This window comes from Mesorhizobium sp. M2A.F.Ca.ET.043.05.1.1 (assembly GCF_003952445.1).
Classification (GTDB): Bacteria; Pseudomonadota; Alphaproteobacteria; order Rhizobiales; family Rhizobiaceae; genus Mesorhizobium.
Map to the genome: position 1 here is coordinate 2,905,507 of NZ_CP034446.1, position 23,384 is coordinate 2,928,890.

At 63.8% G+C, this 23,384-nt stretch carries 23 protein-coding genes; 7 read left to right on the forward strand and 16 right to left on the reverse strand.

Going from position 1 to position 23,384, the window contains the following annotated elements:
• The 7 genes from EJ069_RS14480 to EJ069_RS14510 all read right to left on the reverse strand — a co-directional run bounded on the left by EJ069_RS14480 (window position 1) and on the right by EJ069_RS14510 (window position 7,610).
• Window positions 1–744 (reverse strand): phosphatidylcholine/phosphatidylserine synthase, encoded by a 744-nt coding sequence (locus tag EJ069_RS14480; RefSeq protein WP_245456666.1) that lies wholly within the window; start codon window positions 742–744, stop codon window positions 1–3.
• 75 nt (window positions 745–819) lie between these two features.
• A complete protein-coding gene (locus tag EJ069_RS14485; protein ID WP_126061863.1) occupies window positions 820–1,518 on the reverse strand; it encodes a phosphatidylserine decarboxylase in 699 nt (232 codons plus the stop codon).
• A gap of 129 nt (window positions 1,519–1,647) precedes the next feature.
• Window positions 1,648–2,901, reverse strand: a complete 1,254-nt coding sequence (locus EJ069_RS14490) for a DUF4375 domain-containing protein (protein WP_126061864.1) — start codon at window positions 2,899–2,901, stop codon at window positions 1,648–1,650.
• A gap of 144 nt (window positions 2,902–3,045) precedes the next feature.
• Window positions 3,046–3,387, reverse strand: a complete 342-nt coding sequence (locus EJ069_RS14495) for an antibiotic biosynthesis monooxygenase (RefSeq protein WP_126061865.1) — start codon at window positions 3,385–3,387, stop codon at window positions 3,046–3,048.
• 294 nt (window positions 3,388–3,681) lie between these two features.
• Window positions 3,682–5,565 (reverse strand): ABC transporter ATP-binding protein/permease, encoded by a 1,884-nt coding sequence (locus EJ069_RS14500; protein ID WP_126061866.1) that lies wholly within the window; start codon window positions 5,563–5,565, stop codon window positions 3,682–3,684.
• Window positions 5,565–5,900, reverse strand: a complete 336-nt coding sequence (locus tag EJ069_RS14505; RefSeq protein WP_126061867.1) for a metalloregulator ArsR/SmtB family transcription factor — start codon at window positions 5,898–5,900, stop codon at window positions 5,565–5,567. The genes EJ069_RS14500 and EJ069_RS14505 overlap by 1 nt, the downstream gene beginning before the upstream one ends.
• Window positions 5,901–6,122: 222 nt before the next feature.
• Window positions 6,123–7,610 carry a LysM peptidoglycan-binding domain-containing protein gene (locus EJ069_RS14510; RefSeq protein WP_126061868.1) on the reverse strand — a complete coding sequence of 496 codons (1,488 nt, stop codon included), beginning with the start codon at window positions 7,608–7,610 and terminating at the stop codon, window positions 6,123–6,125.
• A gap of 119 nt (window positions 7,611–7,729) precedes the next feature.
• Between EJ069_RS14510 and EJ069_RS14515 the strand changes: the two genes are divergently transcribed.
• Window positions 7,730–8,341 carry a TIGR00730 family Rossman fold protein gene (locus tag EJ069_RS14515; protein WP_126061869.1) on the forward strand — a complete coding sequence of 204 codons (612 nt, stop codon included), beginning with the start codon at window positions 7,730–7,732 and terminating at the stop codon, window positions 8,339–8,341.
• A gap of 134 nt (window positions 8,342–8,475) precedes the next feature.
• Here the strand turns inward: EJ069_RS14515 and EJ069_RS14520 are convergent, their stop codons facing one another.
• Complete coding sequence (locus EJ069_RS14520; RefSeq protein ID WP_126061870.1) at window positions 8,476–9,360, reverse strand: LysR family transcriptional regulator; 885 nt, start codon at window positions 9,358–9,360, stop codon at window positions 8,476–8,478.
• Between the two features lie 117 nt (window positions 9,361–9,477).
• Here EJ069_RS14520 and EJ069_RS14525 point away from each other — a divergent pair, with 117 nt between their 5' ends.
• Window positions 9,478–9,768 carry a muconolactone Delta-isomerase family protein gene (locus EJ069_RS14525; RefSeq protein ID WP_126061871.1) on the forward strand — a complete coding sequence of 97 codons (291 nt, stop codon included), beginning with the start codon at window positions 9,478–9,480 and terminating at the stop codon, window positions 9,766–9,768.
• Between the two features lie 39 nt (window positions 9,769–9,807).
• On the opposite strand, the gene EJ069_RS14530 is transcribed toward EJ069_RS14525, so the two are convergent.
• Entirely contained in the window at window positions 9,808–10,182 is a 375-nt protein-coding gene (locus tag EJ069_RS14530) for a hypothetical protein (protein ID WP_126061872.1), read from the reverse strand.
• A 101-nt stretch (window positions 10,183–10,283) separates the two neighbouring features.
• A complete protein-coding gene (locus EJ069_RS14535; protein ID WP_126061873.1) occupies window positions 10,284–11,000 on the reverse strand; it encodes a FadR/GntR family transcriptional regulator in 717 nt (238 codons plus the stop codon).
• 161 nt (window positions 11,001–11,161) lie between these two features.
• Here EJ069_RS14535 and EJ069_RS14540 point away from each other — a divergent pair, with 161 nt between their 5' ends.
• Window positions 11,162–12,193, forward strand: coding sequence for an L-idonate 5-dehydrogenase (locus tag EJ069_RS14540; RefSeq protein WP_126064736.1), 1,032 nt, complete (start codon window positions 11,162–11,164; stop codon window positions 12,191–12,193).
• Window positions 12,180–12,962 (forward strand): glucose 1-dehydrogenase, encoded by a 783-nt coding sequence (locus EJ069_RS14545; protein WP_126061874.1) that lies wholly within the window; start codon window positions 12,180–12,182, stop codon window positions 12,960–12,962. The genes EJ069_RS14540 and EJ069_RS14545 overlap by 14 nt, the downstream gene beginning before the upstream one ends.
• Before the next feature lie 3 nt (window positions 12,963–12,965).
• Here EJ069_RS14545 and EJ069_RS14550 read toward each other — a convergent pair whose 3' ends face one another.
• The 4 genes from EJ069_RS14550 to EJ069_RS14565 all read right to left on the reverse strand — a co-directional run bounded on the left by EJ069_RS14550 (window position 12,966) and on the right by EJ069_RS14565 (window position 15,587).
• On the reverse strand, window positions 12,966–13,460 hold the full coding sequence (locus EJ069_RS14550; protein ID WP_126061875.1) for a DoxX family protein: 495 nt from the start codon (window positions 13,458–13,460) through the stop codon (window positions 12,966–12,968).
• A gap of 233 nt (window positions 13,461–13,693) precedes the next feature.
• Window positions 13,694–14,155 (reverse strand): tetratricopeptide repeat protein, encoded by a 462-nt coding sequence (locus EJ069_RS14555; RefSeq protein ID WP_126061876.1) that lies wholly within the window; start codon window positions 14,153–14,155, stop codon window positions 13,694–13,696.
• Between the two features lie 31 nt (window positions 14,156–14,186).
• Window positions 14,187–15,158, reverse strand: a complete 972-nt coding sequence (locus EJ069_RS14560) for an MBL fold metallo-hydrolase (RefSeq protein WP_126061877.1) — start codon at window positions 15,156–15,158, stop codon at window positions 14,187–14,189.
• Between the two features lie 219 nt (window positions 15,159–15,377).
• Window positions 15,378–15,587, reverse strand: coding sequence for a DUF680 domain-containing protein (locus EJ069_RS14565; protein WP_126061878.1), 210 nt, complete (start codon window positions 15,585–15,587; stop codon window positions 15,378–15,380).
• A 347-nt stretch (window positions 15,588–15,934) separates the two neighbouring features.
• On the opposite strand from EJ069_RS14565, the gene EJ069_RS14570 reads away from it, so the two are divergent.
• On the forward strand, window positions 15,935–18,532 hold the full coding sequence (locus EJ069_RS14570) for an EAL domain-containing protein (protein ID WP_189476487.1): 2,598 nt from the start codon (window positions 15,935–15,937) through the stop codon (window positions 18,530–18,532).
• A gap of 208 nt (window positions 18,533–18,740) precedes the next feature.
• The gene (locus tag EJ069_RS14575) at window positions 18,741–19,736 is read left to right on the forward strand and encodes a transporter (protein ID WP_126061880.1); all 996 of its coding nucleotides are present in this window, start codon (window positions 18,741–18,743) and stop codon (window positions 19,734–19,736) included.
• 11 nt (window positions 19,737–19,747) lie between these two features.
• On the opposite strand, the gene rarD is transcribed toward EJ069_RS14575, so the two are convergent.
• Entirely contained in the window at window positions 19,748–20,677 is a 930-nt protein-coding gene (gene rarD, locus EJ069_RS14580; protein WP_126061881.1) for an EamA family transporter RarD, read from the reverse strand.
• A gap of 236 nt (window positions 20,678–20,913) precedes the next feature.
• Between rarD and EJ069_RS14585 the strand changes: the two genes are divergently transcribed.
• Entirely contained in the window at window positions 20,914–21,747 is an 834-nt protein-coding gene (locus EJ069_RS14585) for a sulfotransferase family 2 domain-containing protein (RefSeq protein WP_126061882.1), read from the forward strand.
• A gap of 14 nt (window positions 21,748–21,761) precedes the next feature.
• On the opposite strand, the gene cimA is transcribed toward EJ069_RS14585, so the two are convergent.
• The gene (gene cimA / locus EJ069_RS14590) at window positions 21,762–23,378 is read right to left on the reverse strand and encodes a citramalate synthase (RefSeq protein WP_126061883.1); all 1,617 of its coding nucleotides are present in this window, start codon (window positions 23,376–23,378) and stop codon (window positions 21,762–21,764) included.
• Window positions 23,379–23,384 lie beyond the last annotated feature (6 nt).

Sequence of the window (23,384 nt, forward strand, 5' to 3'; positions counted from 1 at the left end):
TTACCCGATATCCGAAGGCGGCACCTTCTCGCCCTCTCGCATGGCCCGCTTCGAATAGGCTCGCACCGAGAACGGCAGGAAGAGCAGATATCCCGCGACGGAGGCGGTCAGCGTGTACCAGGGATAGGTCATCAGCAAGAGGATGTAGAGCACCACGCCGAGGATGACCGGCAGTACCCTGTCGCCCGGCACCTTGACGCTCTTGCCCGAATAGACCGGCAGGCGGCTGACCAGAAGGAAGGCGATGAGCACGGTGAAGCCCGTGGCGATGAAGGCGGCCGGCCGGGACGGCTCCAGCCCGAGCCGCAGGAAATAAAGATAGAGCGGCAGCATGACCAGCACCGCGCCCGCCGGGGCCGGCACGCCGACGAAATATTCGGTCTGCCATGCAGGCTGGTCGGTGTCGTCTGCCAGCACGTTGAAGCGGGCGAGCCGCATGCCGCAGGCGATGGTGAAGAGAAGTGCTGCGATCCAGCCCGGCGAGCCGGCGCGGTCGAGCAGGAAGGCGTAGAGAACCAAAGCCGGCGCCACGCCGAAATTGACGATGTCGGCCAGCGAATCCATCTGCGCGCCGAATTTCGAGGTGGCCTTCAGCATACGCGCCAGCCGCCCGTCGATGCCGTCGAGGAAGGCGGCAAGCAGCACCATGACCACGGCGATCTCGAAGCGGTTCTCGAAGGCGAAGCGGATGCCGGAAAGGCCGGCGCAGATGGCAAGCACCGTGACCAGGTTGGGCAGCACCATGCGCATCGGGATCTCGCGGATGCGCGGACCGCCGCTGGCATGGGCCTCGAATTTCTTGAACGGCGCGCCCAACGCTCAGGAAACCCTGACCAGGGGCGTGACCGCCGTGCCGCCGAATTCGGCAAGCACGGTCTCGCCGCCCACAGCCGTCTGGCCGACCGCGACGCGCGGCACGGCATTCGACGGCAGGAAGACGTCGACGCGCGAGCCGAAGCGGATCAGGCCGAAACGCTCGCCGATGGCGATCGAGCCGCCGGCCTCGGCCCAGCAGACGATGCGACGCGCCACCAGCCCGGCGATCTGGACGGCAGCGATGGTGCCGTTCGGGCTGTCGATGACCAGGCCGTTGCGCTCGTTCTCGGCGCTTGCCTTGTCGAGCTCGGCATTGAGGAATTTGCCGGGCTTATGCTCGATGCGCGTGATCCGGCCGCGCACCGGAGCGCGGTTGATGTGGCAGGAAAACACGTTCATGAACACCGAGATCCGGGTCATCTCGCCCGGGCCCAGGCCAAGCTCGCTCGGCGGCACGGCGGGTCCGACCGCCGAGATCACGCCGTCGGCCGGGCTCACCACCAGCCGGTCGTCGACCGGCGTGACCCGCTCGGGGTCACGGTAGAAATAGACGCACCAGGCGGTGAGGATCAGCCCGATCCAGAACAGCACCGAGGAGAAATAGCCGAGAAACAGCGTCGCCGCGGCGAAGGCGGCGATAAAGGGATAGCCTTCGCGATGGATCGGAACGAACGTATTCTTGACCGAGTCGAGAAGCGTCATAGGGCTTGGGGGCGGTCCCTGTTTCAGGTTGCTCGTCAATAGCCGAAAGCCCCCCTCCCCGCAACGCAACAATGGGGGCAGGATGAGCAAGGTCGCTAGGTGCGAATACTGTGAGACGCGAGTTGGGAACTATCCAGCGGCGGCGGAGCGATCAAAGTGCGCGTCGAGTTCAGGCATTGTAGCCTCGGCGAGCTTTTCGTAATCCTCGCCACACAAGAGCACACTGCCATTCGGCGAAGACAGGGAGAGGAAGGTCCGGTCAGACGCCAGCACCACCCAATTCACAACTGGCCCTTCCGCCGTTTGCGCCACCGAGTTAGCAGAAACGATGGCACCCAGCGGATCGAAGCCAGCCTTGCGCAGCAGAAGGTCGACAGCGACGGGAGCATGATTTTGTTCGGACAGCTGGATCGCTGTCTCAATCTCTGACTGCTCCGCGCGTCCAAGCAGTGTCCCGACCCTCGGTGCGTTCGCTCCCAACGGGTTGTCACCCGGGCGCATGACAGGAGGGTCTTCAGGGGCGACATACTCGTAAACTGCGACGTGTGTCTTTGTCGAGGCGCATAACCGGAGCTCTTCGGCATCGGTACGCAGTTGGAAGACCATCTGCTTTTCGCCTTCGATGTCCAGCATCCTCGCCATGCCGAACCCCAGCTTGATCTCCGATGGCGATATCGTTGCGCAGGCGAGGCCGGCGCCGACTTCGCGCTGGCTCAACATCTGACGCACCAGTTTGCCAACCGAGTCGTGAAGAAGCCTGGCCTCCCGCTGAGGGTTGGACAGCACCAGTCGATCGATCGCGTCATCGTAGTTGTCATCATCGACAATTTGCAGATCGGGCCAAGAAGCGATCCAACGCGCGATCAAATCCTCCATCGGCATGGCGTCATCGGCCTCATAGAATGCATCATCAAGTGTATCCAGGAAATCGTCGCGCCCACCCTCGAAGCCCGTTTGTTTCGCAGCTTCCTCAGGATGCTTGGCAATCCAGGCTGACATCTTTTCCAATGTTGCCAGCTGCCCTTTTGCCCCACACGCGCTGAGTCCGACTCTGGCGTTGGCAATCATGGCGTCGATTTCGCTGCCGGCATTGTGGATAAATTGACTATGACCGCCGTTCTTCACCTCCAAGGAGTACTGGTCCGCATGAAAGACCTGCAACGCCTTAGGGTTGATCTCCGAATGGCGATAGAGCCCTTTGGAAACCATCGTCACGACGAATTGCATGACTGCGAAGACAAGATGAAATGACCATCCGTCGGCCTGTTCGATCTTTGAACGAGGCACGACAATCAGAGGTACGAGGAGGCCTCGCTTATCCTCGGCGGCCTGCGATTTCTTCTCGGAAGCTTCTTTGGATTTGCGCGAGAAGAACCCGAACATCGAAATTTTCCGTAGTTCAAAGTAAATGGGATGACTATTTCTGTCGAGACAATATCAGTAGCCGCTGAAGATAAAAGCCCTTGGCTGATCTATTGAATAGCGATGAGCGACGCCCATCGGCTGGGCGCCGCTGCTAGCATATCCTTACACCTCCGGCATGCGCTGATAGTTGGCGATGTCGGCCTTGACGCCGAGCCGGGCGATGGTTTCCTGCGCGCTGAAGGCGATGCGTTCGTGGGCCGCCTTGACGATCGGCACCACCTTGTCGATCGCCGCCTGGCTTTCCCATTCGACCATGGTGACGATGTTGAACTCGCCGGGGCCGGAGAATTGTTCGAGCAGGAAATCCTGCACGAAGCCCTCCTGCCGGCGCAGCAGTTCATGCGTCATGAAGACCCTGCTCAGGATTTCGTCGCGCGCCTCGGCCGGCACGACGAATTTGTCGACCCGGAACACGCTGCCGGTGCGGTGATCGTTGGTGCTCATTTCGATCTGTCTCCGATTTGGAAGGTTGCCTGGCAGGTGGCTCGGAGACGGTTTGCAAGCTCAAGATAGGTTGAGGTCAAGGGGATTTTTCCCCTTTCCTTCTCCCCTTGTGGGAGAAGGTGGATCGGCGCGTCAGCGCCGAGACGGATGAGGGGTGTTGGAAGGAACGAGACGAGAAAAGAATAAATGCTTCAAGCGCTTAGTCTTGCCGCGCGGCGATCCTTCCAACACCCCTCATCCGACCTCGCTTCGCGAGGCCACCTTCTCCCACAAGGGGAGAAGGGGAAGTGGCGCCTAGCTCACCTCCGCAGTCCTCCTGCGCACAATCACGCCAAGCTCGTCGCTTTCCCGCGCGATGCGCAGGCGCTCTTCGGCTTCGGTTGCCTCGCGCTGGCGGTCCCACATCGAGGCGTAGAGGCCGTGCTTGGCCAGCAGCGCTTGATGCGTGCCGCGCTCGGCGATCTGGCCGTCCTTGAGCACGATGATCTCGTCGGCCGAGATCACCGTCGACAGGCGGTGAGCGATGACGATCGTGGTGCGGCCCTTGCTGACGAGGTCGAGCGCCGCCTGGATCTCCTGCTCGGTCTGGGTATCCAGCGCCGAGGTCGCCTCGTCGAGCATCAGGATCGGCGGCGCCTTGAGGATGGTGCGGGCGATCGCCACGCGCTGCTTTTCGCCGCCCGACAGCTTTAAGCCCCGCTCGCCGACCATCGACTTGTAGCCTTCGGGCAGCTTGTCGATGAACGGGCCGATCTGGGCAAGCTCGGCGGCCTTGCGCACCTCCTCCTCGCTGGCGCCGACGCGGCCATAGCGGATGTTGTAGGCGATGGTGTCGTTGAAGAGCACCGTGTCCTGCGGCACCATGCCGAGCACGGCGCGCAGGCTCTCCTGCGTGACGTCACGGATGTCCTGGCCGTCGATCAGCACCTGGCCGCCCTGCACGTCGTAGAAGCGGAACAGAAGCCTGGAAATGGTCGACTTGCCGGCGCCCGACGGGCCGACGATCGCTACCGTCTTGCCCGCCGGCACCTCGAAGGAGACGCCCTTCAGGATCTTGCGGTTCGGATCGTAGGAGAAATGTACGTCGCGGAACTCGACCTTGCCGGGGCCGACCTTGAGCGGCTTCGCGTCCGGCTTGTCGACGATCTCCTGGGGCACATCGAGCAGGTCGAACATGTGCTCGATGTCGGTCAGGCCCTGCCGGATCTCGCGGTAGATGAAGCCGATGAAATTGAGCGGCACCGAAAGCTGGATCAGCATGGCGTTGATGAAGACGAAATCGCCGACGCTCTGCGTGCCGGCCTGCACTTCCAGCGCCGACATGCACATGACGATGACGGTGCCCAGGCCGAAGATGAGTCCCTGGCCGAAATTCAGCCAGCCGAGCGAGGTCCAGGTCTTGGTCGCGGCGATCTCGTAGCGTGCCATCGAGCGGTCGAAACGCTCGGCCTCCATGCGCTCATTGGTGAAATATTTGACCGTCTCGAAGTTCAAGAGCGAGTCGATCGCCTTGGTGTTGGCGTCGGTGTCGCTGTCGTTCATGTCGCGGCGGATCGAGATGCGCCAGTCGCTCGCCTTGACCGTAAACCAGACATAGAGCCAGACGGTGACGGCGACGACCGCGACATATTTCCAGCCATAGGTGAAGGCGAAGATGCCGGCCGTCAGCGCGAATTCGAGGATGGTCGGCGCCGTGTTCAGCATGATGAAGCGCACGATCGTCTCGATGCCCTTGGTGCCGCGCTCGATAATGCGCGACAAGCCGCCGGTGCGGCGCTCCAGATGGAAGCGCAGCGACAGCTCATGCATGTGGACGAAGGTGCGGTAGGCGAGCTGGCGCACCGCATATTGGCCGACGCGGGCAAACAGCGCGTCGCGCAACTGGTTGAAGCCGAGCTGGACCAGGCGCAGCACGTTGTAGGCGATGACCAGCGCCACCGGCGCCAGCAGGAAAGACGGCAGCGGCGGCGGGGTCTTCGCGGCATGGGCCAGCGCATCCGTCGCCCATTTGAAGAAATACGGGCCGGCGACCAAAGTGAGCTTGGCGACGACCAGAAGCAGCGTCGCCCAGGTGACACGGGCTCTGAGATCGGCGCGCTCGGCCGGCCACATATAGGGCCAAAGATTGCGCAGAGTCGTGAGGGTGCCGGCTTCGGCGGATACGGTCTTTTCGGCCACTAGTCTTGCCTTTTGGGTAAACTGCCGGGGCAGCAGGAAGCAACGAGTTGGTTGAGCGAGGCGGAGACGCCCGCGAGCGCGGTGTGGTCGACCGCGTAGCGCGAGCGCTGGCGGTCGGTCTCGAAACGGACGAGCCCGGCTTCGACCAGCACCTTCAGGTGCTGCGAAACGGTCGATTGTGCGAGATCGAGATGGTCGACCACCTCACGGCACGAGCAGCAGGAACTGGCAGAGAGATGTTTCAGGATCTCGATGCGCGCCGGATGCGAGAGCGCCGCCAGGCGCAGCGCGATGGCGCGGCTGTCGGCACAACGGCTTTCGGGGGATTCGGTCATCGTCCATCGGCGATAGACGATGGAGGATGGGAGGGCAAGCTAGGCGGATGGGTAGAGGGAGCAATCTCCCCCTCGAGGGGGAGATGTCGCCGGAGGCGGCAGAGGGGGGCGCTGCGCGTAGAGCGCTTACCTCGCTGTGAGCAAGGGACGTCGGCGCTTCACGCGCGGCGACCCCCTCTGGCCGCTTTGCGGCCATCTCCCCCTCAAGGGGGAGATTGGCGCTCACTCCGTCTTCGGCGCGGTCATCTGCTCGCCCATGGCCTTCATGTCGGCGTCCTCGCCTTCCTTGGACTTGGACGGCACCTTGAACACCTGGCCGGGCCAGATGCGGTCGGGATCGCGGATCTGGTCCTTGTTGGCGAGATAGATGGTCGAGAAGCGCGTGCCATGGCCATAGACGCGGCGCGAGATGCGCCAGAGCGTGTCGTTGCGGCGGATGATGACCGCGCCGTCGGCATGTTCGAGCTTCGGCGCGACCGTCTCGGCCACGTCGGTCGACGGCGTCGCCTCGGCGACGTTGGCGGGAGCCTCGGCGGGCGTAGCCGCTTCGGCCGTTGGCTTGGCTTCCGCCGCCTGGGATCCGGCGCCCTGGACCTGTGCCAGCTTGGTCTCGGCCGGCTTGGCCTCGCCGGTCTTCGTCTCGTTCGGAGCAACGGCGGCGATCGACTCGCCGGGCTCGCGCTCAAACGGCACGGCGGCGCGGGCGACGACCTTGACGCCGTCGCTGTCCAGGCCGTCGACATGAATGGTGTAGTTGCCGACCGGGATGTCGCGGGTCGCCTCGATCAGGAAATGGCCGTCGGCGGAGGTCTGCGCATCGCCGAGCAGGATGGCGTCGGCATAGGCGCGCACCTTGCGGCCGGGGTCGGCCGTGCCGGCAACGAAGATCTTGCTGCCGTCGATTTCGACCGCTTCGACGGCGATCTTGGGCTCGCCAGAGGCCGGCGCAGTCGCCGGAGCAGAGGCCTGATCGGTGGCGGCTGGCGCGGTCGTGGGCGACGCCGAGGCCGTGTCGGATGCAGCCGGCGCGGTCGTTGCGGGAGCAGTCGTTGCCGGAGCTTGGGCCGCCTGGTCGGCGGCCGGCGCCGCCGGCTTGGTCTCGGCCTGCGGTACCGTGATCAATTGCGAGGCCTTGCCCGGTTCCTCGACCATCGCCAGCACCTGGCCGGTCGGGCTTTGCGGCACCGAGACGACGGCGGTCTGGGCCGAGGCGACGGCGATGCCGCCAACCGTCTGGCGCAGCGTGATCGTATAGTCGCCCGGCTTCAGCGGATCGTCGAGCACGATGGCAAAGGCGCCGTCGGGGCCGGAATCGGTCGAGCCGAGCACCGTGCCGCCACTCAGGATCTCGACCTTGGCGTTGGGCGCGGCGCTGCCGGCGACGACGATCGAGCCGTTGCTTTCGACGCGCACGACATCGAAGGTCGGCAGCGTCGGGCCGGCCGCGGCGGCCGGCGCCGTTGCGTTCTTGTTGGCCGGCGCCATCGTGTTGGCCGGGGCCATTGTGTTTGAAGGAGCTTGAGGCACGCGCGCCTCAGTGGTCGTGCTCGAGGATTCAGCCGGTTTCGCATCGGTCTGCGGCAGCGCCGCGACCTGCGCCGGTTTCTGGTTGATGTAGGGATCGAGCGCACCCGACCCGTAGGCGACCGCCGCGACGACGGCCACGCCGCCCGCCGCGAATAAAAACGCCTTAGAAGGATTGATAGCCATAATTTTATACTGCCCCCTTAGCCACCTAACGCCGGTCTAGCGTGTTTTCTCCAAGCTCACAAGAAAAAGCCCGTCCGCGGGCTTGACCCGGCCAACCGTCCCCATCACCAATCATCGTCATGAACACGATTCGATCCGTCTGCGTCTATTGCGGCTCGTCTCCGGGCCGCGACGAGGCCTATATCAAGGCCGGCCACACGCTTGGCCGCTCGCTTGCCAAATCCGGGTTGCGTCTGATCTATGGCGGCGGCACCAAGGGCATCATGGGCGCCGTCGCCGACGGCGCGCTCAAGGCCGGCGGCAAGGTCACCGGCATCATCCCGCGCTTCCTGATCAACAGGGAAGCGACCGAAACCGCGCTCGACAAGCTCGACGAATTGCTGATCACCGACAACATGCACGAGCGCAAGCACAGCATGTTCGAAAAATCCGACGCCTTTGTGGCGCTGCCGGGCGGCATCGGCACGGTGGAGGAGATCGTCGAGGTCATGACCTGGGCGCAGCTCGGCCATCACCGCAAGCCGATCGTCTTCGCCAACGTCAAGGGTTTCTGGGACCCGATGCTGGCGCTGATCGAGCACATGTCGGAGGAAGGCTTCATCCACACCGCGCATCGCGTGAAGCCGCTGGTGGTCAACGACCCGGAAGCAATCGTCGCCGCCATCATGGTGGCAGGCTCCTCGGTCGATGCGCCGACGGAAGGCGTGCAGTCGGTGATAGATAAGATGTAAGGCAATAAGGCAGTAGGGGAGTAAGGCAGTATGTAAGGCTGCGGAAAATGCCCCCTACTGCCCTACTGCCCTACTGCCCTACTGCCCTACTGCCCTACTGCCCTACTGCCCTACTGCCCTACTGCCCTACTGCCCTACTGCCCTACTGCCCTCCTCAAATCCCCAATCACCGTCCGCCCATCATTCCTGCGCCATGCCAGATGGATGGACACGCTGCGCCTGAACCAGGGCAGGTCGCGGAAGGCGACGCCCGGAGGTGCCGCGCTGCGCAGGCTTGCCTGAACCGTCGCCAGGCCGAGGCCGGCGCTGACCAGGCCAAGCGAGGTCAAGGGGTCGTTCGTCTCGTACGCGATGTCGGGCATGAAACCGGATTCGGCGCAGGCCGCCAGGAACTGCGCGCGGTTGGTGTCGCCGGGCTGGCGCACCACGGTGATCCAGACGCGGCCGTCGAGCTGGCCGGGCGCGATGGCGGCGGCACCGGCGAGCGGGTCGCCCTCAGGCATTGCGAGCACCAATGGCTCGCGCCGCACCAGCATGCTTTCAACATCGGGATCGCCCTCGGGGGCCGGCGAGTAGACGAAGCCGAGGTCGAGCACGCGCTGCCTCAGATCATCGAATTGCGCAGCTGTTCGCAGGCTCCTGAGTTGCAGGTGAAAATCCGGCCGCGCGCGGCGGAAATCCTTCAGCATCGCGGCGATCAGCCCGGCATGCACGGCGCCCTCGACATAGCCGATGGCAAGGCTGCCCGTGGCACCGCTGGCGAGGTTGCGGCCGATTTCTTCCAGCCGCGCCGCATTGGCAAGCAAGGCGCGCGCTTCGGCAAGGAAGGCCCTGCCCTCGGCGTTGAGATGGACGCGCTGCTTCGCACGCTCGAACAAAGTGACGCCGAGTTGCTCCTCGAGCTGGATGATCTGTCGGCTCAAGGGCGATTGCGAGATGTGCAACTGCTCGGCGGCGCGGCCGACATTGCCGGCTTCGGCGACGGCGACGAAATATCTTATCTGGCGCAGATCGAGCATTCTTCCGGCCTTCCATTCCAAGTCCTCAAAGGTCTGAACTTTATCCTAATCAGTCTTGGACAGTCTGAACAGTCGGCGCGATATCTCCCCCGTCAATCAACCACGAAGGAGACCGCCATGCAGTTCTTTGCCCTGCTCAGCCGCAACACCCAGAAATTCAGCGACGCCGATTTCGCGCCGCTGCTGCCGCCGGAGTCCGAGCAGCGAAAGACGCTTTACATGCAAGGCGCGGTGCGCCAGATCTGGAATCGTGGCGACATTCCCGGCAGCGGCATGATGCTCGAAGCGGACGACGAGAAGGAAGTGCGCGGCCATCTCGCCACGCTGCCGCTGATCGAGGCCGGCATGATGGACATCACGGCGATCGTGCCGCTCAACCCCTATCCGGGCTTTGGGCCGAAGCGCTGAATCGAGCTTTATTCGTGAGGTTGCCGCATATTGGCGGCCTCACGGCCAGGCTTCTTGCATCGCGTTCACTGACAGCCATGCCATCGTGGGAAGCGCGACGAGCAGCGCCAGCCGCAGCCCCGCGGATCGCGCCTGCCCGGTCTCCTGACGCTGGAGCCGGCGCCAGGTCTGGAATGCCGCGAAGAGAATGAGCAGCGCATAAAACCCGGCCAGCATCCACAAGACCGCCCCACCGGATATCGGAATGCCGGCATTCTCGAGCACCTTGCCGATCAGCATCACCGGTCCGGCGACAAAGAAGGCAATGGCGATGCCGAACAGAAAGCCGATCATCGCGCCTGGAAAGGACGTCGCCGACAGCGCGACCAGCACCGCCAGGAGGACGAGTAGAGTGATGAACGCGCGCTGGCTCATGGGCCATTATTTCCCGACCGAACGCAGCGTAATCTATCAGTCCGGCCTTAACTGCGCGTAACAGCAGACCGGGACGACAGGCAGGTTCCGGCCAGGACGATTCAGCCGGCACCAGTGAGTTCAACGGCCGTGCGCACGCGGGCGAGCACTTCGCTCAGCATGTCGTGCATGGCCTGGCGGGCTCTTGCGGAGTTGCCAGACTCGATCGCCTTCAGGACCTTGCCATGCGCGTCGAGATCGCCCACCGGATGACCAAACAGCGCGTTGGTGGTCGGCACGCTATACTGCAGCGCCGTGTGGATCAGCGCCGAGAGCGGCAGGAAGAAGCGGTTCCCGGTGGCGGCAAGCACCGCTTCATGGAAAGCGGCGTCCGACAAGACCGGATCGCCCTGGCCGGAGGAGGCCGCGCGCATTGCCTCGAAGGCCTCGCGGATGGCGGCGATCTCGTCGGGGTTGTTGCGGCTCGCGGCAAGAGCGGCGGCCTCGCATTCGAAACCCAGGCGCACTTCCAGAAGCTCGATGATGAAGTGGCGCGGTGTCGCGCTGGCGCGCAGCCAGCCCAGCACCGCGGGGTCCAAGAAATTCCAGTCCTTCAGCGGGCGGATGCGCGAGCCACGCCGCGGGCGGGTGACCAGCAGGCCCTTGGCCCACAGGATCTTCACCGCTTCGCGGGCGGCGCTGCGGCTGGCGCCGAAGCGGGTGCAGATCTCCTCCTCGCCAATCAGGGTCGAGCCGGGCGGAAACAGCCCGCGGAGAATTTCGCGGCCGAGACTGTTGGTTATCTCGTCCGTCACCGACGCCGTCTGGTTGCCTGCCATTTGTCCCGGCCCATTTGGTCTGCAACCGTCGGTGTTACCTCACCAAGCCGAACCTGTCCATTATCATCTGATTTGTCAGATAAATTCAGTTGAAGGCATCGCGACTTTCCTGTTAGCTGTTGGGGAAACAGCGGAGAGCCGGCTTGTCGCCAACATCCTCGATGCGCGCGGTGGTGCTGCGCCGGCCGCTCGACCTCGACGTCGAGGAGCGTGAGACGCCGGAGCCCGGTCCGGGCGAGGTGCTGGTGCGTATTGCGCGCGGCGGCATCTGCGGCTCCGACCTGCATTATTTCCGCCATGGCGGCTTCGGCACTGTCCGCATGAAGGAGCCGATGATCCTCGGCCACGAGATCGCCGGCCGCGTCGAGGCGCTGGGCGCCGGCGTCTCCGGACCGGCGGTGGGCACGGCGGTCGCCGTCAATCCCGCCAACCCTTGCGGCGTCTGCGCCTTCTGCCGCGCCGGGCAACCAATCCATTGCCTCGACATGCGCTTCCTGGGGTCGGCGATGCGCATGCCGCATGTGCAGGGCGGCTTTGCCGAACATCTCGTCTGCCGCGCCGAAAACGCCGTGCCTCTGGCGACGGGCTCCGACCCAACCGCCGGCGCCTTCGCCGAGCCTCTTGCCGTGACGCTGCATGCCGTCGCCCAGGCGCCGGTATATGGCAGCCGCATGCTGATCATGGGCGCCGGACCGATCGGCACGCTGCTGGTGCTCGCCGCGCGCTTTGCCGGCGCGCGCGAAGTCGTCGTCACCGATGTGCAGGACAGACCGCTGCAATACGCCGCCAAGATTGGTGCCGACCGCACGATCAATGTCGCCACACATGCCGAGGCGATGGACGGCTACGCCGCCAACAAGGGGTATTTCGACGTCGTCTTCGAGGCCGCCGGCCAGGGCGCGACGGTCGCCAGCGCCTTGCCTGTCATCAAGCCGCGCGGCACGCTGGTGGCCGTCGGCCAGGGCGCGACGGCGGAGCTTTCCATGTCGGTCATCGTCACCAAGGAAATCCAGGTGAAGGGAAGCTTCCGCTTCGACACGGAATTCGCGCTTGCGGTCGACCTAATCGGCTCGGGCCGCATCGACGTCGCGCCGCTGCTCAGCAACACGCTGCCGCTCGCCGAGGCGCGAAAGGCCTTCGAGCTCGCCAGCGACAAATCGCAATCGATGAAGGTGCAAATTGCGTTCGACTGATTATCTCGGCCGTCTCTTCGGCCTCGAGGGCAGGCATGCCTTGGTCACCGGCGCCAGCCGCGGGCTGGGGCTTGCGTTCGCGGAGGCGCTGGCCGCGGCCGGCGCGCGGGTCACGCTCGGCGGCCGCAAGGCCGATGAGCTCAAGGCCGCAGGCGACCGGCTGCGCGGCCGTGGGCACACGGTCGCGGAATCCGTGATCGACGTCACCGACACCCAGTCGGTCGACACGGCCGTCGCGGCGAGCGAAGCCGACGCCGGTCCGATCGACATCCTCATCAACAATGCCGGCATCCAGCGCCGCGCGCCGCTCGAGACTTTTTCCGACGCCGACTGGGACGCGCTGATGGCGACCAATCTCGACGGGGTGTTCAAGGTGAGCCGCGCCGCGGTGAAGGGCATGATCCAACGCCGCAAGGGCGTCATCATCAACGTCTCGTCGGTGCAGAGCGCCCTCGCCCGCCCCTCGATCGCACCCTACGCGGCGAGCAAGGGCGCCATCACCATGCTGACCAAGTCGATGGCCGGCGAATGGGGCCAGCACGGCGTGCGCGTCAACGCGATCGCGCCCGGCTATTTCAAGACCGAGATGAACGCCGCTCTCGTCGCCGACGAGAAATTCTCGACCTGGCTCACCGGCCGCACGCCGATGCGGCGCTGGGGTGATGTCGAGGAACTGGCTGGCGCGGCGGTGTTCCTGGCGTCGGACGCAGCCAGCTTCGTGACGGGACAAACGCTGTTGGTGGACGGCGGGATTACCAGTGTGTTGTGAGCCTCATAGGCAACACTCAAACCAGCAGGCTCGTCTCCCCACCGACAGATGCCGCTCGATGGGCGGATCAATCTTGGTGCCCTTCGCGAACCCGGTCAGCACCCGATCCACCGACAGCCTGCCCGCCCCGCTGAGCGCCAGGATGAACATGCCGCCGGCGATGGCGAGATCCTTCTCGAAATGCAGCAGTTCGTTCTGGCTGGCGAAATTGGTGTGGAAGAGGCTTGCCGTCATCAGGCAGAACAGGCCGAGCCCGATCGCACCCAGCCGCGCCAGGATGCCGAGCGCCACCGACAGGCCGGCGCCGAGTTGCAGCGCGATGGTGGCAATGAGCAGCGGCGTGCCGACGCCAAGCGCGGCCATCGCCTTCTGAGCGCCCTCGAAATGCGTCGCCAGTTGCAGTCCCTCATGCACGAAGATCAGGGACAGAAGCAGCCGGCCGGCCAGCAGGACGACATCCCTGGCGTGCAGTTTTTCGGCAAGTTCGATCGGTGTCATCGTTGGTTCCAATTCTTGGACGCAGGTAGCCGCCACGCGCCCGCGTGGACGCGCGCTCGAGGTTGAAAGGTCGGAGCCGGCGCGAGGGAGAGGAACGCCGGCTCCGGTTTTCGGGCGCTACCGCCGTGGCACCCAAAAAGTTGGTATTGAAGGGAGAGATCAGCGCCAGGTCCCCTCTCCGGCCGCTTCGCGGCCACCTCTCCCCACTTCGTGGGGCGAGGAAAAAGGCGACGTTACTTCGTCACCTTCGTGTCGATCGCCTGCTTGAGGTCGGAAAGCTCCTCGCAGCCCGACGGGCACAGCTTCTCCAGCGAGGCGCGCTGCTCGTTGGCCTTGGCCATGTCGCCGGTCTCGACATAGAGCTCACCCAGATATTCATGCGCGGCCTTGTGGTCGGGCTTAAGCTCCAGCGCCTTGGTGTAGTAGGTCAGCGAGGTCTGGTAGTCGCCTGTCTTGCGCAGCGTGAAGCCGAGCAGGTTGTAGACGTCGGCCTGCTGGGTGTCCTGCGCCAGGTCGCGGAGATCGGCCAGCGCGCCCTTATAGTCCTTGGCGTCGATCTTGGCCTTGACGGCCGTCAGGTCGGGTGCATCGGTGCCTTCGATGTCGTCCACGGCATAGGCCGGAACGGCGATTGCGATCGGGGCCGCGGTCAAGACCGCAATGGCGCCGAGCACCGCAAAAGATGCGTGTTTCATGGGAGTTGTCGCTTTCTGTTCAGGATCCGATTCAAATCTGGGTTGGGGTGAAGGCGTAGGCGTTGCCGTCCTTGACGAAGCTGCCGGTGCCGGGGAACGGGAAGTGCGAGCCGCAGATGCGGACATTGCCGGCGATCACCTGGTCGATGATCCGGTGCCGCGTGGCGATCGCCATCGGCCCGTCCTGGTCGTAGGCGCCCTGCCATTCGGGATGCGGGGCAAGCAGCGCCGGCACGTACATGGTGTCGGCCGAGACGAGGAATTGCTCGGCGCCGGCATCGACATGGTAGACCGAATGGCCAGGCGTATGGCCGGGCGCCGCCATGATGCGGATGCCGGGCACCACTTCCGCGCCGTCGTCGACCAGCTTCCAGTTCTTCCATTTCGGAAAATTCTCGGCGATGCGCTTGCCCGCCGGCTTGCGGCCCTCGGGCAGCTTGGCGAGGCGGCTCGGATCCGTCCACCAATTGTACTCGGCAGCGTTGACGATCAGCTCGGCATCGGGGAACACCGGATCGTTGGTGCCCTTCTCCATCAGGCCCCAGACATGGTCCGGATGGAAATGCGAGATCAGAATAGTGTCGATCGCCTTGTAATCGATGCCGGCGGCCTTCATGTTGGCCGGCAGATGCGTGGCGTTGGCCTGCCACTGGCCGACCCCGGAGCCGGCGTCCATCATGATGGTGCGGCCGTTCATCTTGAGCACCACGACGGTGAGCGGGATCGGCATGAACTCTGTGGTCAATCCTGCCTTGGCGAGCGCCGCCTTGGTGTCGTCGACCGACACGTCCTTGATGAAGGCCGGGTCGTGGGGCTTGCGCCAGATGCCGTCATAGACGGCGGTGACCTCGAGCGAGCCGACCTTGTATTTGTAGAAGCCGACCAGCGGCTCGACCGGGGTTTCGGCGTAAGCCGCGGGCGCGAATTCGAGCTTGCCGGCAATGCCGAAGGCGGCAGCGGCGGCGGCTGATCCGAGCACCATGCGGCGTGTCATGTTGAACATCAGAAATCTCCTCTAGTGGCTGCGGGTTGCGTCAGGTTCAGGCGGTATGAGAGATTGGCGGAGGGCCCGGTGCGACCCTCCGCCGGCTGCGGAAGCCGGTGCCGGCCGGTCCGACTGAAGACCGACCGGCGCCGGGGAGATCGGGACGTCTGGTCGTTGAGCCGGAGCGAGGCGTGCCTTCCTCGCACATGGTCAAGACCTTTGGCCTCGACTCCTAGCTCAGCGACCCCAGATGCCCTGGCCGGGTTCATCCGCAGCGATCTTGGCCGCCGGCTTCATGTCGTGGCGGTCCAGCTTCACGATGGAAGCAGTGGTGGTGGTGTCGACGGCGGCTGCGTGCTGGGCGGCCGCGGAGAAGTGGTCGCTGCCGGCAAAGGCGCTGCCGGTGGCAACGAGGATGGCCACTACGGTTAGGGCGATCTTGTTCATATGCGTATTCCTTCCGGGTTGCTTGATGCGTGCCTTGGGAGGATGGCCCCGCTACAGCCAAGACCCGGAAGCCCCGGGCTTTATTCCCGGGCGCGAAAGAATCTTTTCAGGGCGCGATAGAAATCGCGACTCGTCCGGATGAAACGGGAAGCCGCGGCCAGTTAGCCGGCGTTAAGCATCGCTCCAGTTTTTGGGCTGAAAATAAGCCGCGAAGCTGCCAGTGACGCAACTTGAAGCCGGGCCGGAAGTTTAAATTTAAGCACTTCCTGCTAGCTTCAACCGACGGATTTCTGTCCGCGAAAGGTATTCCTGTCGAATTGACCTGGACGGGTTTCAATATCGGCCGCATCAGACCGGCCGTTTTCTCTTCCGCCAACTTGCCGGCGGCAATCGCTGTTTTCGTGCTTGCGATCTGCGCGCTCTTCGTCGACCAGCAAAACAGAAAAGTCTCCGACCAACTGTTGCGCGCCGAGGTGCTCGCCAAGGTCAACATCATCCGCGCCAAGCTCGAGGGCAACATAAACGGCAACCTGCAGCTGGTGCAGGGCCTTGCTTCGGCGGTGACGACCGAGCCGTATATGGGGCAACAGCGATTTGCGGCGCTCGCCGCGAACCTGTTCAAGGAGAAATCGCAGCTGCGCAACATTGCCGGCGCGCCCGACCTTGTGATCTCGTTGATGTACCCGATGAAAGGCAACGAAAAGGCGCTCGGACTCGACTACCGCAAGAATGAAGCACAACGCATGGCGGCGCTGCGGGCCCGCGACCAGCGCGCCTTGGTCCTGGCGGGTCCGGTAGACCTCGTCCAGGGCGGCCGAGGGTTCATCGGCAGGATTCCGATTTTCGTACCGACAGTGGGCGGCGGTGACCGGTTCTGGGGCATTCTCTCCGCGGTCATCGATGTCGACAGGCTCTTTGCCGCAAGCGGCCTCACCGACCCGGACCTCGATATCGAGGTCGCCCTGACAGGCAAGGACGCGCTGGGCGGCGGCGGCCAGCGCTTCTTCGGCAGCGAGAACGTGGTCAACGGCACCCCGGTGACGGCCGAAGTGGAACTGCCGCTGGGGTCCTGGCAATTGTCGGCGATACCGAAACACGGCTGGCCGGCCACGCCGAAGAACGAGGCCACCTTGTGGGCAACGATGGCGCTGGCCGGCGCGCTGGTTGTGTTGCCCATCTTGATAGCCGGCTGGTTGTTCGGCGAGAGACAGAAGAACTACGCGGAGCTGCGGCGGCTTTCGCAGCGGCTGGAGCTTGCCCTCGACGCGTCGGGCATCGGCGTGTGGGAACACGACCTCGCCACCTCGCAGCTCGTGTGGGATGATCGCGTCAACGAAATCTATGGCAAGCCGGCTGACGGCCGGCCGCGTGGCTATGACGACTGGGCTCTGACCATTCATCCAGACGACCTGGAGCGCGCAAGGAAGGACTTCGACACGGCGGCCGCGACCCACGGCCGCTATTCCTCGCAGTACCGTCTTCTCCTTCCTGACGGCACCGTCCGCCATGTGCGCACCCGAGCAGGCTTCCTGCAGGACGCCGACGACACGCCCAAGATGATCGGCGCCGAATGGGACGTGACCAGCGACGTCCTGCTCAACGAGAATCTGGTGCGTGAGCGGCAATTGTCGGAATCGGAGAATGCCGAGCTCGAGACCGCCAAGGCTAGGATCGAGCACGTCGCGCTGCATGATTCTCTGACAGGCCTGCCCAATCGCCGTTATCTCGATGAGATGCTCGCCGGGGCGCACGATGATCGCACCGCACTGCTGCATCTCGACCTCGACCGCTTCAAGCAGATCAACGACACGCTCGGCCACGCGGCAGGCGACGCCATGCTCATTCATGCATCGAAGGTCATCAAGGCCAATGCCCGGACAGCCGACTTCGTGGCGCGCATCGGCGGGGACGAGTTCATCGTGGTGTGCCGCGGACGCAGGGACGATGAACTCGCCGCCCTTGCGGACCGGATCATCGAAGAGATGCGCCAACCCGTCGACTATAAGGGCCATCAATGCCGATTTGGAGTCAGCATCGGGATTGCGGCCAATAGCGGCATCGATGCCAAGCAATTGCTGGTCAATGCCGACCTCGCGCTCTACCGAGCCAAGAGCCGAGGGCGCAACCGCTATGAGTTCTTCAACGAAGAGCTGCAAAGCGAGATCGTGAAGACCAAGCAAACCGCCGACGAGATTCTCGGCGGCTTAGAGCGCAACGAGTTCATTGCCTATTACCAGCCGCAGTTCGACGCCAACACGCTCGAGATCGTCGGTGTCGAAGCGCTGTCGCGCTGGCGCCATCCACAGCGCGGCATCCTCGGCCCCGACGTGTTCCTCAAGGTGGCCGAGGAATTGAACGTGGTCTCGCTCATCGACCGCACGATCCTCGAACAAACGCTCGAGAATTTCCAGCGCTGGTCGCTCGACGGGCTCAACATCCCGCGCGTCTCGGTCAATGTCTCGGCACGAAGGCTGGAAGACAAGGATCTCATCAACGGCCTGCGCAAGCTGGCGATCAAGAAGGGAACCGTCTCGTTCGAGCTCGTGGAATCTATCTTTCTCGACGAGCACGACGACCTTGTCGCTTGGAACATCGAGCACATCAAGGAGCTCGGAATCGACATCGAGATCGACGATTTCGGCACGGGCTACGCATCCGTCGTCAGCCTGCTCAAACTGCAACCGCGCCGTCTCAAGATCGACCGGCAGCTCGTCACGCCGATAACCGGCTCGCCGGCGCAGCGGCGGCTGGTGTCGTCAATCATAGAGATCGGCAAATCGCTCGGCATCGGGGTCGTGGCGGAAGGCGTCGAGACGATGGAACATGCGCGCATCCTGAAAGAGCTTGGCTGCGACATCCTCCAGGGCTACGCCTTCGGGCGGCCGATGGACGCAACATCCTTCAGGACCTTCGCGCAGTCGCGGGAGTGGCTGGCAGCGGGATAGCGGTGCCGGCTCACCGACCTACCATTTGACTGGGCCGTTGCCGGCTGCACGACCCGTTCGGCAAGCGCAAACGATAGGACAGCCCTGCCGAGCGGGGGCATGCTGAAAGCCCGGTCATCAAACTGTCACACCAGGCGGCAACCGCCATGGTAGGTTTGCCGTGGCCGCCCCCGCGACCGCGACTGCATCAAGAACCGGCGAAGCCGCCATGAACATCGCCCTCCCCGCTGAAGGCACTGATCTCTCGCCCTATCTGCCGGACGAGCACGGGCTGTTCTTCATCTACCATTTCAAGGCGGACGGTTCCCGCACCGCGGATCCCGCCGAGGCGCATTGGAGCTGGCGCAGCTACCAGATCACCGACATGCGCGCCCGCCACGAGATCGGCGCCGAGACGGCCCTGCCGGCGCCTGTGCGCGACGCCTTCCTGTCGCCAAGCCATGGCTGCCAGATCGATTTCGAGGACGACTTCCTCTATGGCGACCTGCCGGACCTCAGGCACGATTTTGCCGAGGCGCGCGGACTCACGCATTTCCGCTTCGCCTTCAACGACAAGATGCTGGTCGGCGCCCGCAAGCAGCCGCTGGAATCGGTCGACAAGATCCGCAAGCTGGTGGAGAGCGGAACGCGGAAATTCCGCACGCCGGCCGAATTGATCGAGGCGGTGATGGGCCAGTCGCTCGACGGCATGGCAGCCGAGCTCGACAAGATGGGCGACACGCTCGACGGCATCGAGGACCGCATCGTGTGCGATGCATGGCACAATGAACGCCAGGCGCTGGTCGACGCGCGCCGGCAGCTGGTGCTGATCCACCGGCAGATGGCGACGCTCACCAGCCTCTTCCGCCACCTCGACCATTCGCATCGCAACGAGCTGCCGGACCCGATCAACGACATGGCTACACGCCTCTCGCACCGGGCGCACACGCTGCATCACGACAGCGAGCAGTTGCAGGCGCGCACGCGGCTGCTGCAGGACGAGCTGATGGCGAAGCTCACCGAACAGTCGAACCAGTTGCTCTACATCCTCTCTGTCATGACGGCGGTGCTGTTGCCGACGACCATCATTTCCGGCCTGTTCGGCATGAATGTCGGAGGCTTGCCGCTGGTCGACACGCCGCACGGTTTTTGGGTGGTGACGGCGATCTCGGTCGTCATTGCCGGCATTGTTTACAAGATCGTGCGACGGCTGGGGCGCGTGTAGCGCGCCGATCCCTATCTCGTCGCCGGCGACGCCAGCCGCGCTTCGCGGCCCCTGAACATCGACCAGCTGTACATCGCCAGCGCCATCCAGATCAGCGCGAAGGCGATGGCCTGGGTGGTGCCGAACGGCTCGTCGAAGATCAGCACGGCAATCAGAAACACCATGGTGGGGGCGATATATTGCATGATGCCGATGGTGGAGAGGCGCAGCAGCCTGGCGCCGAAGGCAAACAGCAGCAGCGGTACAGCGGTGATCGGGCCGCAGCCGATGAGCAAGGCCGTGTCGGCACCGGTGCTGGAGATGAGATGGTCCTGGCCGGTGGCAACCAGGTAGGCGATGTAGCAGAGCGCCGGCACCGACAGCAAAAGCACCTCGAGCAGGAAACCCTGGCTCGGGCCGATCGGCAGGGTCTTGCGGAAGAAGCCGTAGGCGGCGAAGGAAAAGGCGAGCGCCAGCGACACCCAGGGCAGCTTGCCGGCCTCGACGGTGAGCACCGTCACCGCGACCGCTGCCAGCGCGACAGCCGCGACCTGCAGCCGGTCGAGCCGCTCGCCGAGCAGCACCGCGCCGACGACGACATTGACCAGCGGGTTGATGTAATAGCCGAGCGCGGTCTCCACGGTGCGGTCGACCGCGATCGCCCAGACATAGATGCCCCAGTTGACCGAGATCAGCACCGCCGTCAGTGCCGCCATGGCAAGGCTTTTGGGCGAACGGATCGCCGCCTTGAAGTCGGCGGTGCGGCCGGCCCAGATCAGCACCGCCGCCGCGATCGGCACCGACCAGGCGACGCGGTTGGCGATCACCTCGGCAAGCGGCAGATGCGCCACCGCCTTCATGTAGAAGGGCAAGAGCCCCCAGAGGAAATAAGCGCCAAGCGCCAGAAGGAAGCCGCGTCGGCCCTTGGCGTCTTGATCGAGATCGGCTGTAGCGGTGACCATGGCCCAACGCTATGGCCCAGCGGACCGCCCAAGACCATCACAAAATTATGATGGATCAACGGAGTTTTGGTGATGGCTCAGCGGGCCGGGACCGATTCCTTTCCGTGGCGCCGCATCACAATTCGCCTCCGCCGGTCCGCCTACAGAATTTTCTGTTTGCGATGGCCCGCCCGAAGTAATAGCCTCATTTTGGCGCTTGGGGGAATTCCAATATGAAGTGATTCTGGAACCCTTCAATGTCGCGCCTGACAAGTGCCATAAAGAATAGGAAGTATACTTTCTTCCGAGCACAGCTGGGTGTAAGGCGTCATCTGGCCGACTCGGTCGCCTATCGGGCTTACCGCGCAACAACAGACATCGATTACTTCTTTCACGTTTTCCCGGACCGAAAGCTGATCTATGTGGAGGTACCCAAGGCGGGTTGCACCACAGTCAAGCGACTGCTTTCGATCTGCGCCTACGGAATCAACCATGATGACGATCCCGAGGCATATCATTCGCGTCGAAAATCCGGACTGCTTGCCCCGAGCGACGTCGGCGTAAAACTGTTCGAATCGCTGCTGCGCGACCCGGAGACGCTGATTTTCTCCGTGGTGAGAAATCCATTCTCCAGATTGCGGTCATGTTATCTCAACAAGTTCTATAAGCTCAAACTATCCGACCCAGGAAATACCGGACTGATTGAGCAATTGATGGGCGACATGACCTCATTGTCCTCGTCGGACATCGACCGAGACCAACTGTCTTTCGACAGCTTCGTCAAAGGCGCCTGCACAACGGCTGCTCTCGGCAAGAACGGCCATTGGGGCCTAATGTCAGCAATAATTCCGAATTCGAGCGACTTCAGGATCGACATCATAAAGCTCGAATCCCTGGCCGAAGGCTTGAATCCTGTCTTGGCCCGATTAGGCGCTTCGGAGGAAATTCGAAACTCGCTGGCAAAACCGCTCAACCAGTCTGCCCCGACGCCAGGAATTGCATGGACGCGGCCGCTGGTTGATCAGGTCAGGCGGGCCTATGCGGAGGATTTCAGGCGGTTCGGTTATGATGCCGACTATCGAGCCGGCTGACGATCCGATTCCCCCTACTCCGCTGCCACCAGCCCAGCCATCTCGCGGTTCTTCATCAGCTTGTAGATGATCGAATCCATCAGCGCCTGGAAGGAGGCGTCGATGATGTTTTCCGAGACGCCGACGGTCCACCAGCGGGCGCCGGTGGAATCATGCGATTCGACCAGGACGCGCGTGATGGCCTCGGTGCCGCCATTGAGGATACGCACCTTGAAGTCGGCGAGCTCGAGGTCGACGATCTCGCTCTGGTATTTGCCGAGGTCCTTGCGCAGCGCGATGTCGAGGGCATTGACCGGGCCGTGGCCTTCCGCCACCGACATCTTCTCCTCGCCGTCGACCTCGACCTTCACGATCGCCTCGGAGACGGTCTTCAGATTGCCGTTGGCGTCGAAGCGGCGCTCGACCATGCAGCGGAAAGAGGTGACGTTGAAGAACTCCGGCAAGCCGTGCAGCATTTTTCGCGCGAGCAGCTCGAAGGACGCGTCGGCGCCTTCATAAGCATAGCCTTCGGCCTCGCGCTCCTTGACGACGGCGATCAGGGAGTCGAGCCGGTTGTCGTCCTTCGGTACATCGATGCCGCGCCGCTTCAGCTCGGCCAGGAAATTGGCCTTGCCGCCCTGATCGGAGACCATGACGCGACGGCGGTTGCCGACGGCTTCCGGCGGCACGTGCTCGTAGGTCGCCGGCTCCTTGGCAAGCGCGGAGGCATGGATGCCGGCCTTGGTGGCGAAGGCTGAGGAGCCGACATAGGGCGCCTGCGCTTCCGGCGCGCGGTTGAGCAATTCGTCGAAGGCACGGGAAAGCCTGGATATTCCAGTCAGATCCTCCGCCGAAATGCCGGTTTCGAAGCGGTCGGCGAAGGCGGGCTTCAGTGAAAGCGTCGGGATGATGGTGATCAGATTGGCGTTGCCGCAGCGTTCGCCGATGCCGTTCAACGTGCCTTGGATCTGGCGCACACCAGCTTCTACGGCGGCCAGCGAATTGGCCACCGCCTGTCCAGTGTCGTCATGCGCATGGATGCCGAGATGGTCGCCCGGGATGCCGCCGGCGACCACCTTGCCGACGATTTCGCGCACTTCCGAAGGCTGCGTGCCGCCATTGGTGTCGCACAGCACCACCCAGCGCGCGCCGGCTTCATAGGCGGTCCTGGCGCAGGCCAGCGCGTAATCGGGATTGGCCTTGAAGCCGTCGAAGAAATGCTCGCAGTCGACCATCGCCTCCTTGCCGGCGGCCACCGCCGTCTCGACCGAGGCCTTGATCGACTCCAGGTTCTCCTCGTTGGTGCAGCCGAGCGCCACGCGCACATGATAGTCCCAGCTCTTGGCGACGAAGCAGACGGCGTCCGACTTCGACTGCACCAGCGCCGCCAGCCCCGGATCGTTGGAAGCCGAGACCCCGGCACGCTTGGTCATGCCGAAGGCGACGAATTTCGCGCTTTCCGTCCGCTTCTTCTGGAAGAAGGCGGTGTCGGTCGGATTGGCGCCCGGATAGCCGCCCTCGACATAGTCGATCCCGAACGCGTCGAGCAGTTTTGCGATGGCGATCTTGTCCTCGACGGAAAAGTCGATGCCCGGCGTCTGCTGGCCATCGCGCAGAGTGGTGTCGAAGAGATAGAGGCGTTGTTTCTTCATGGCGAT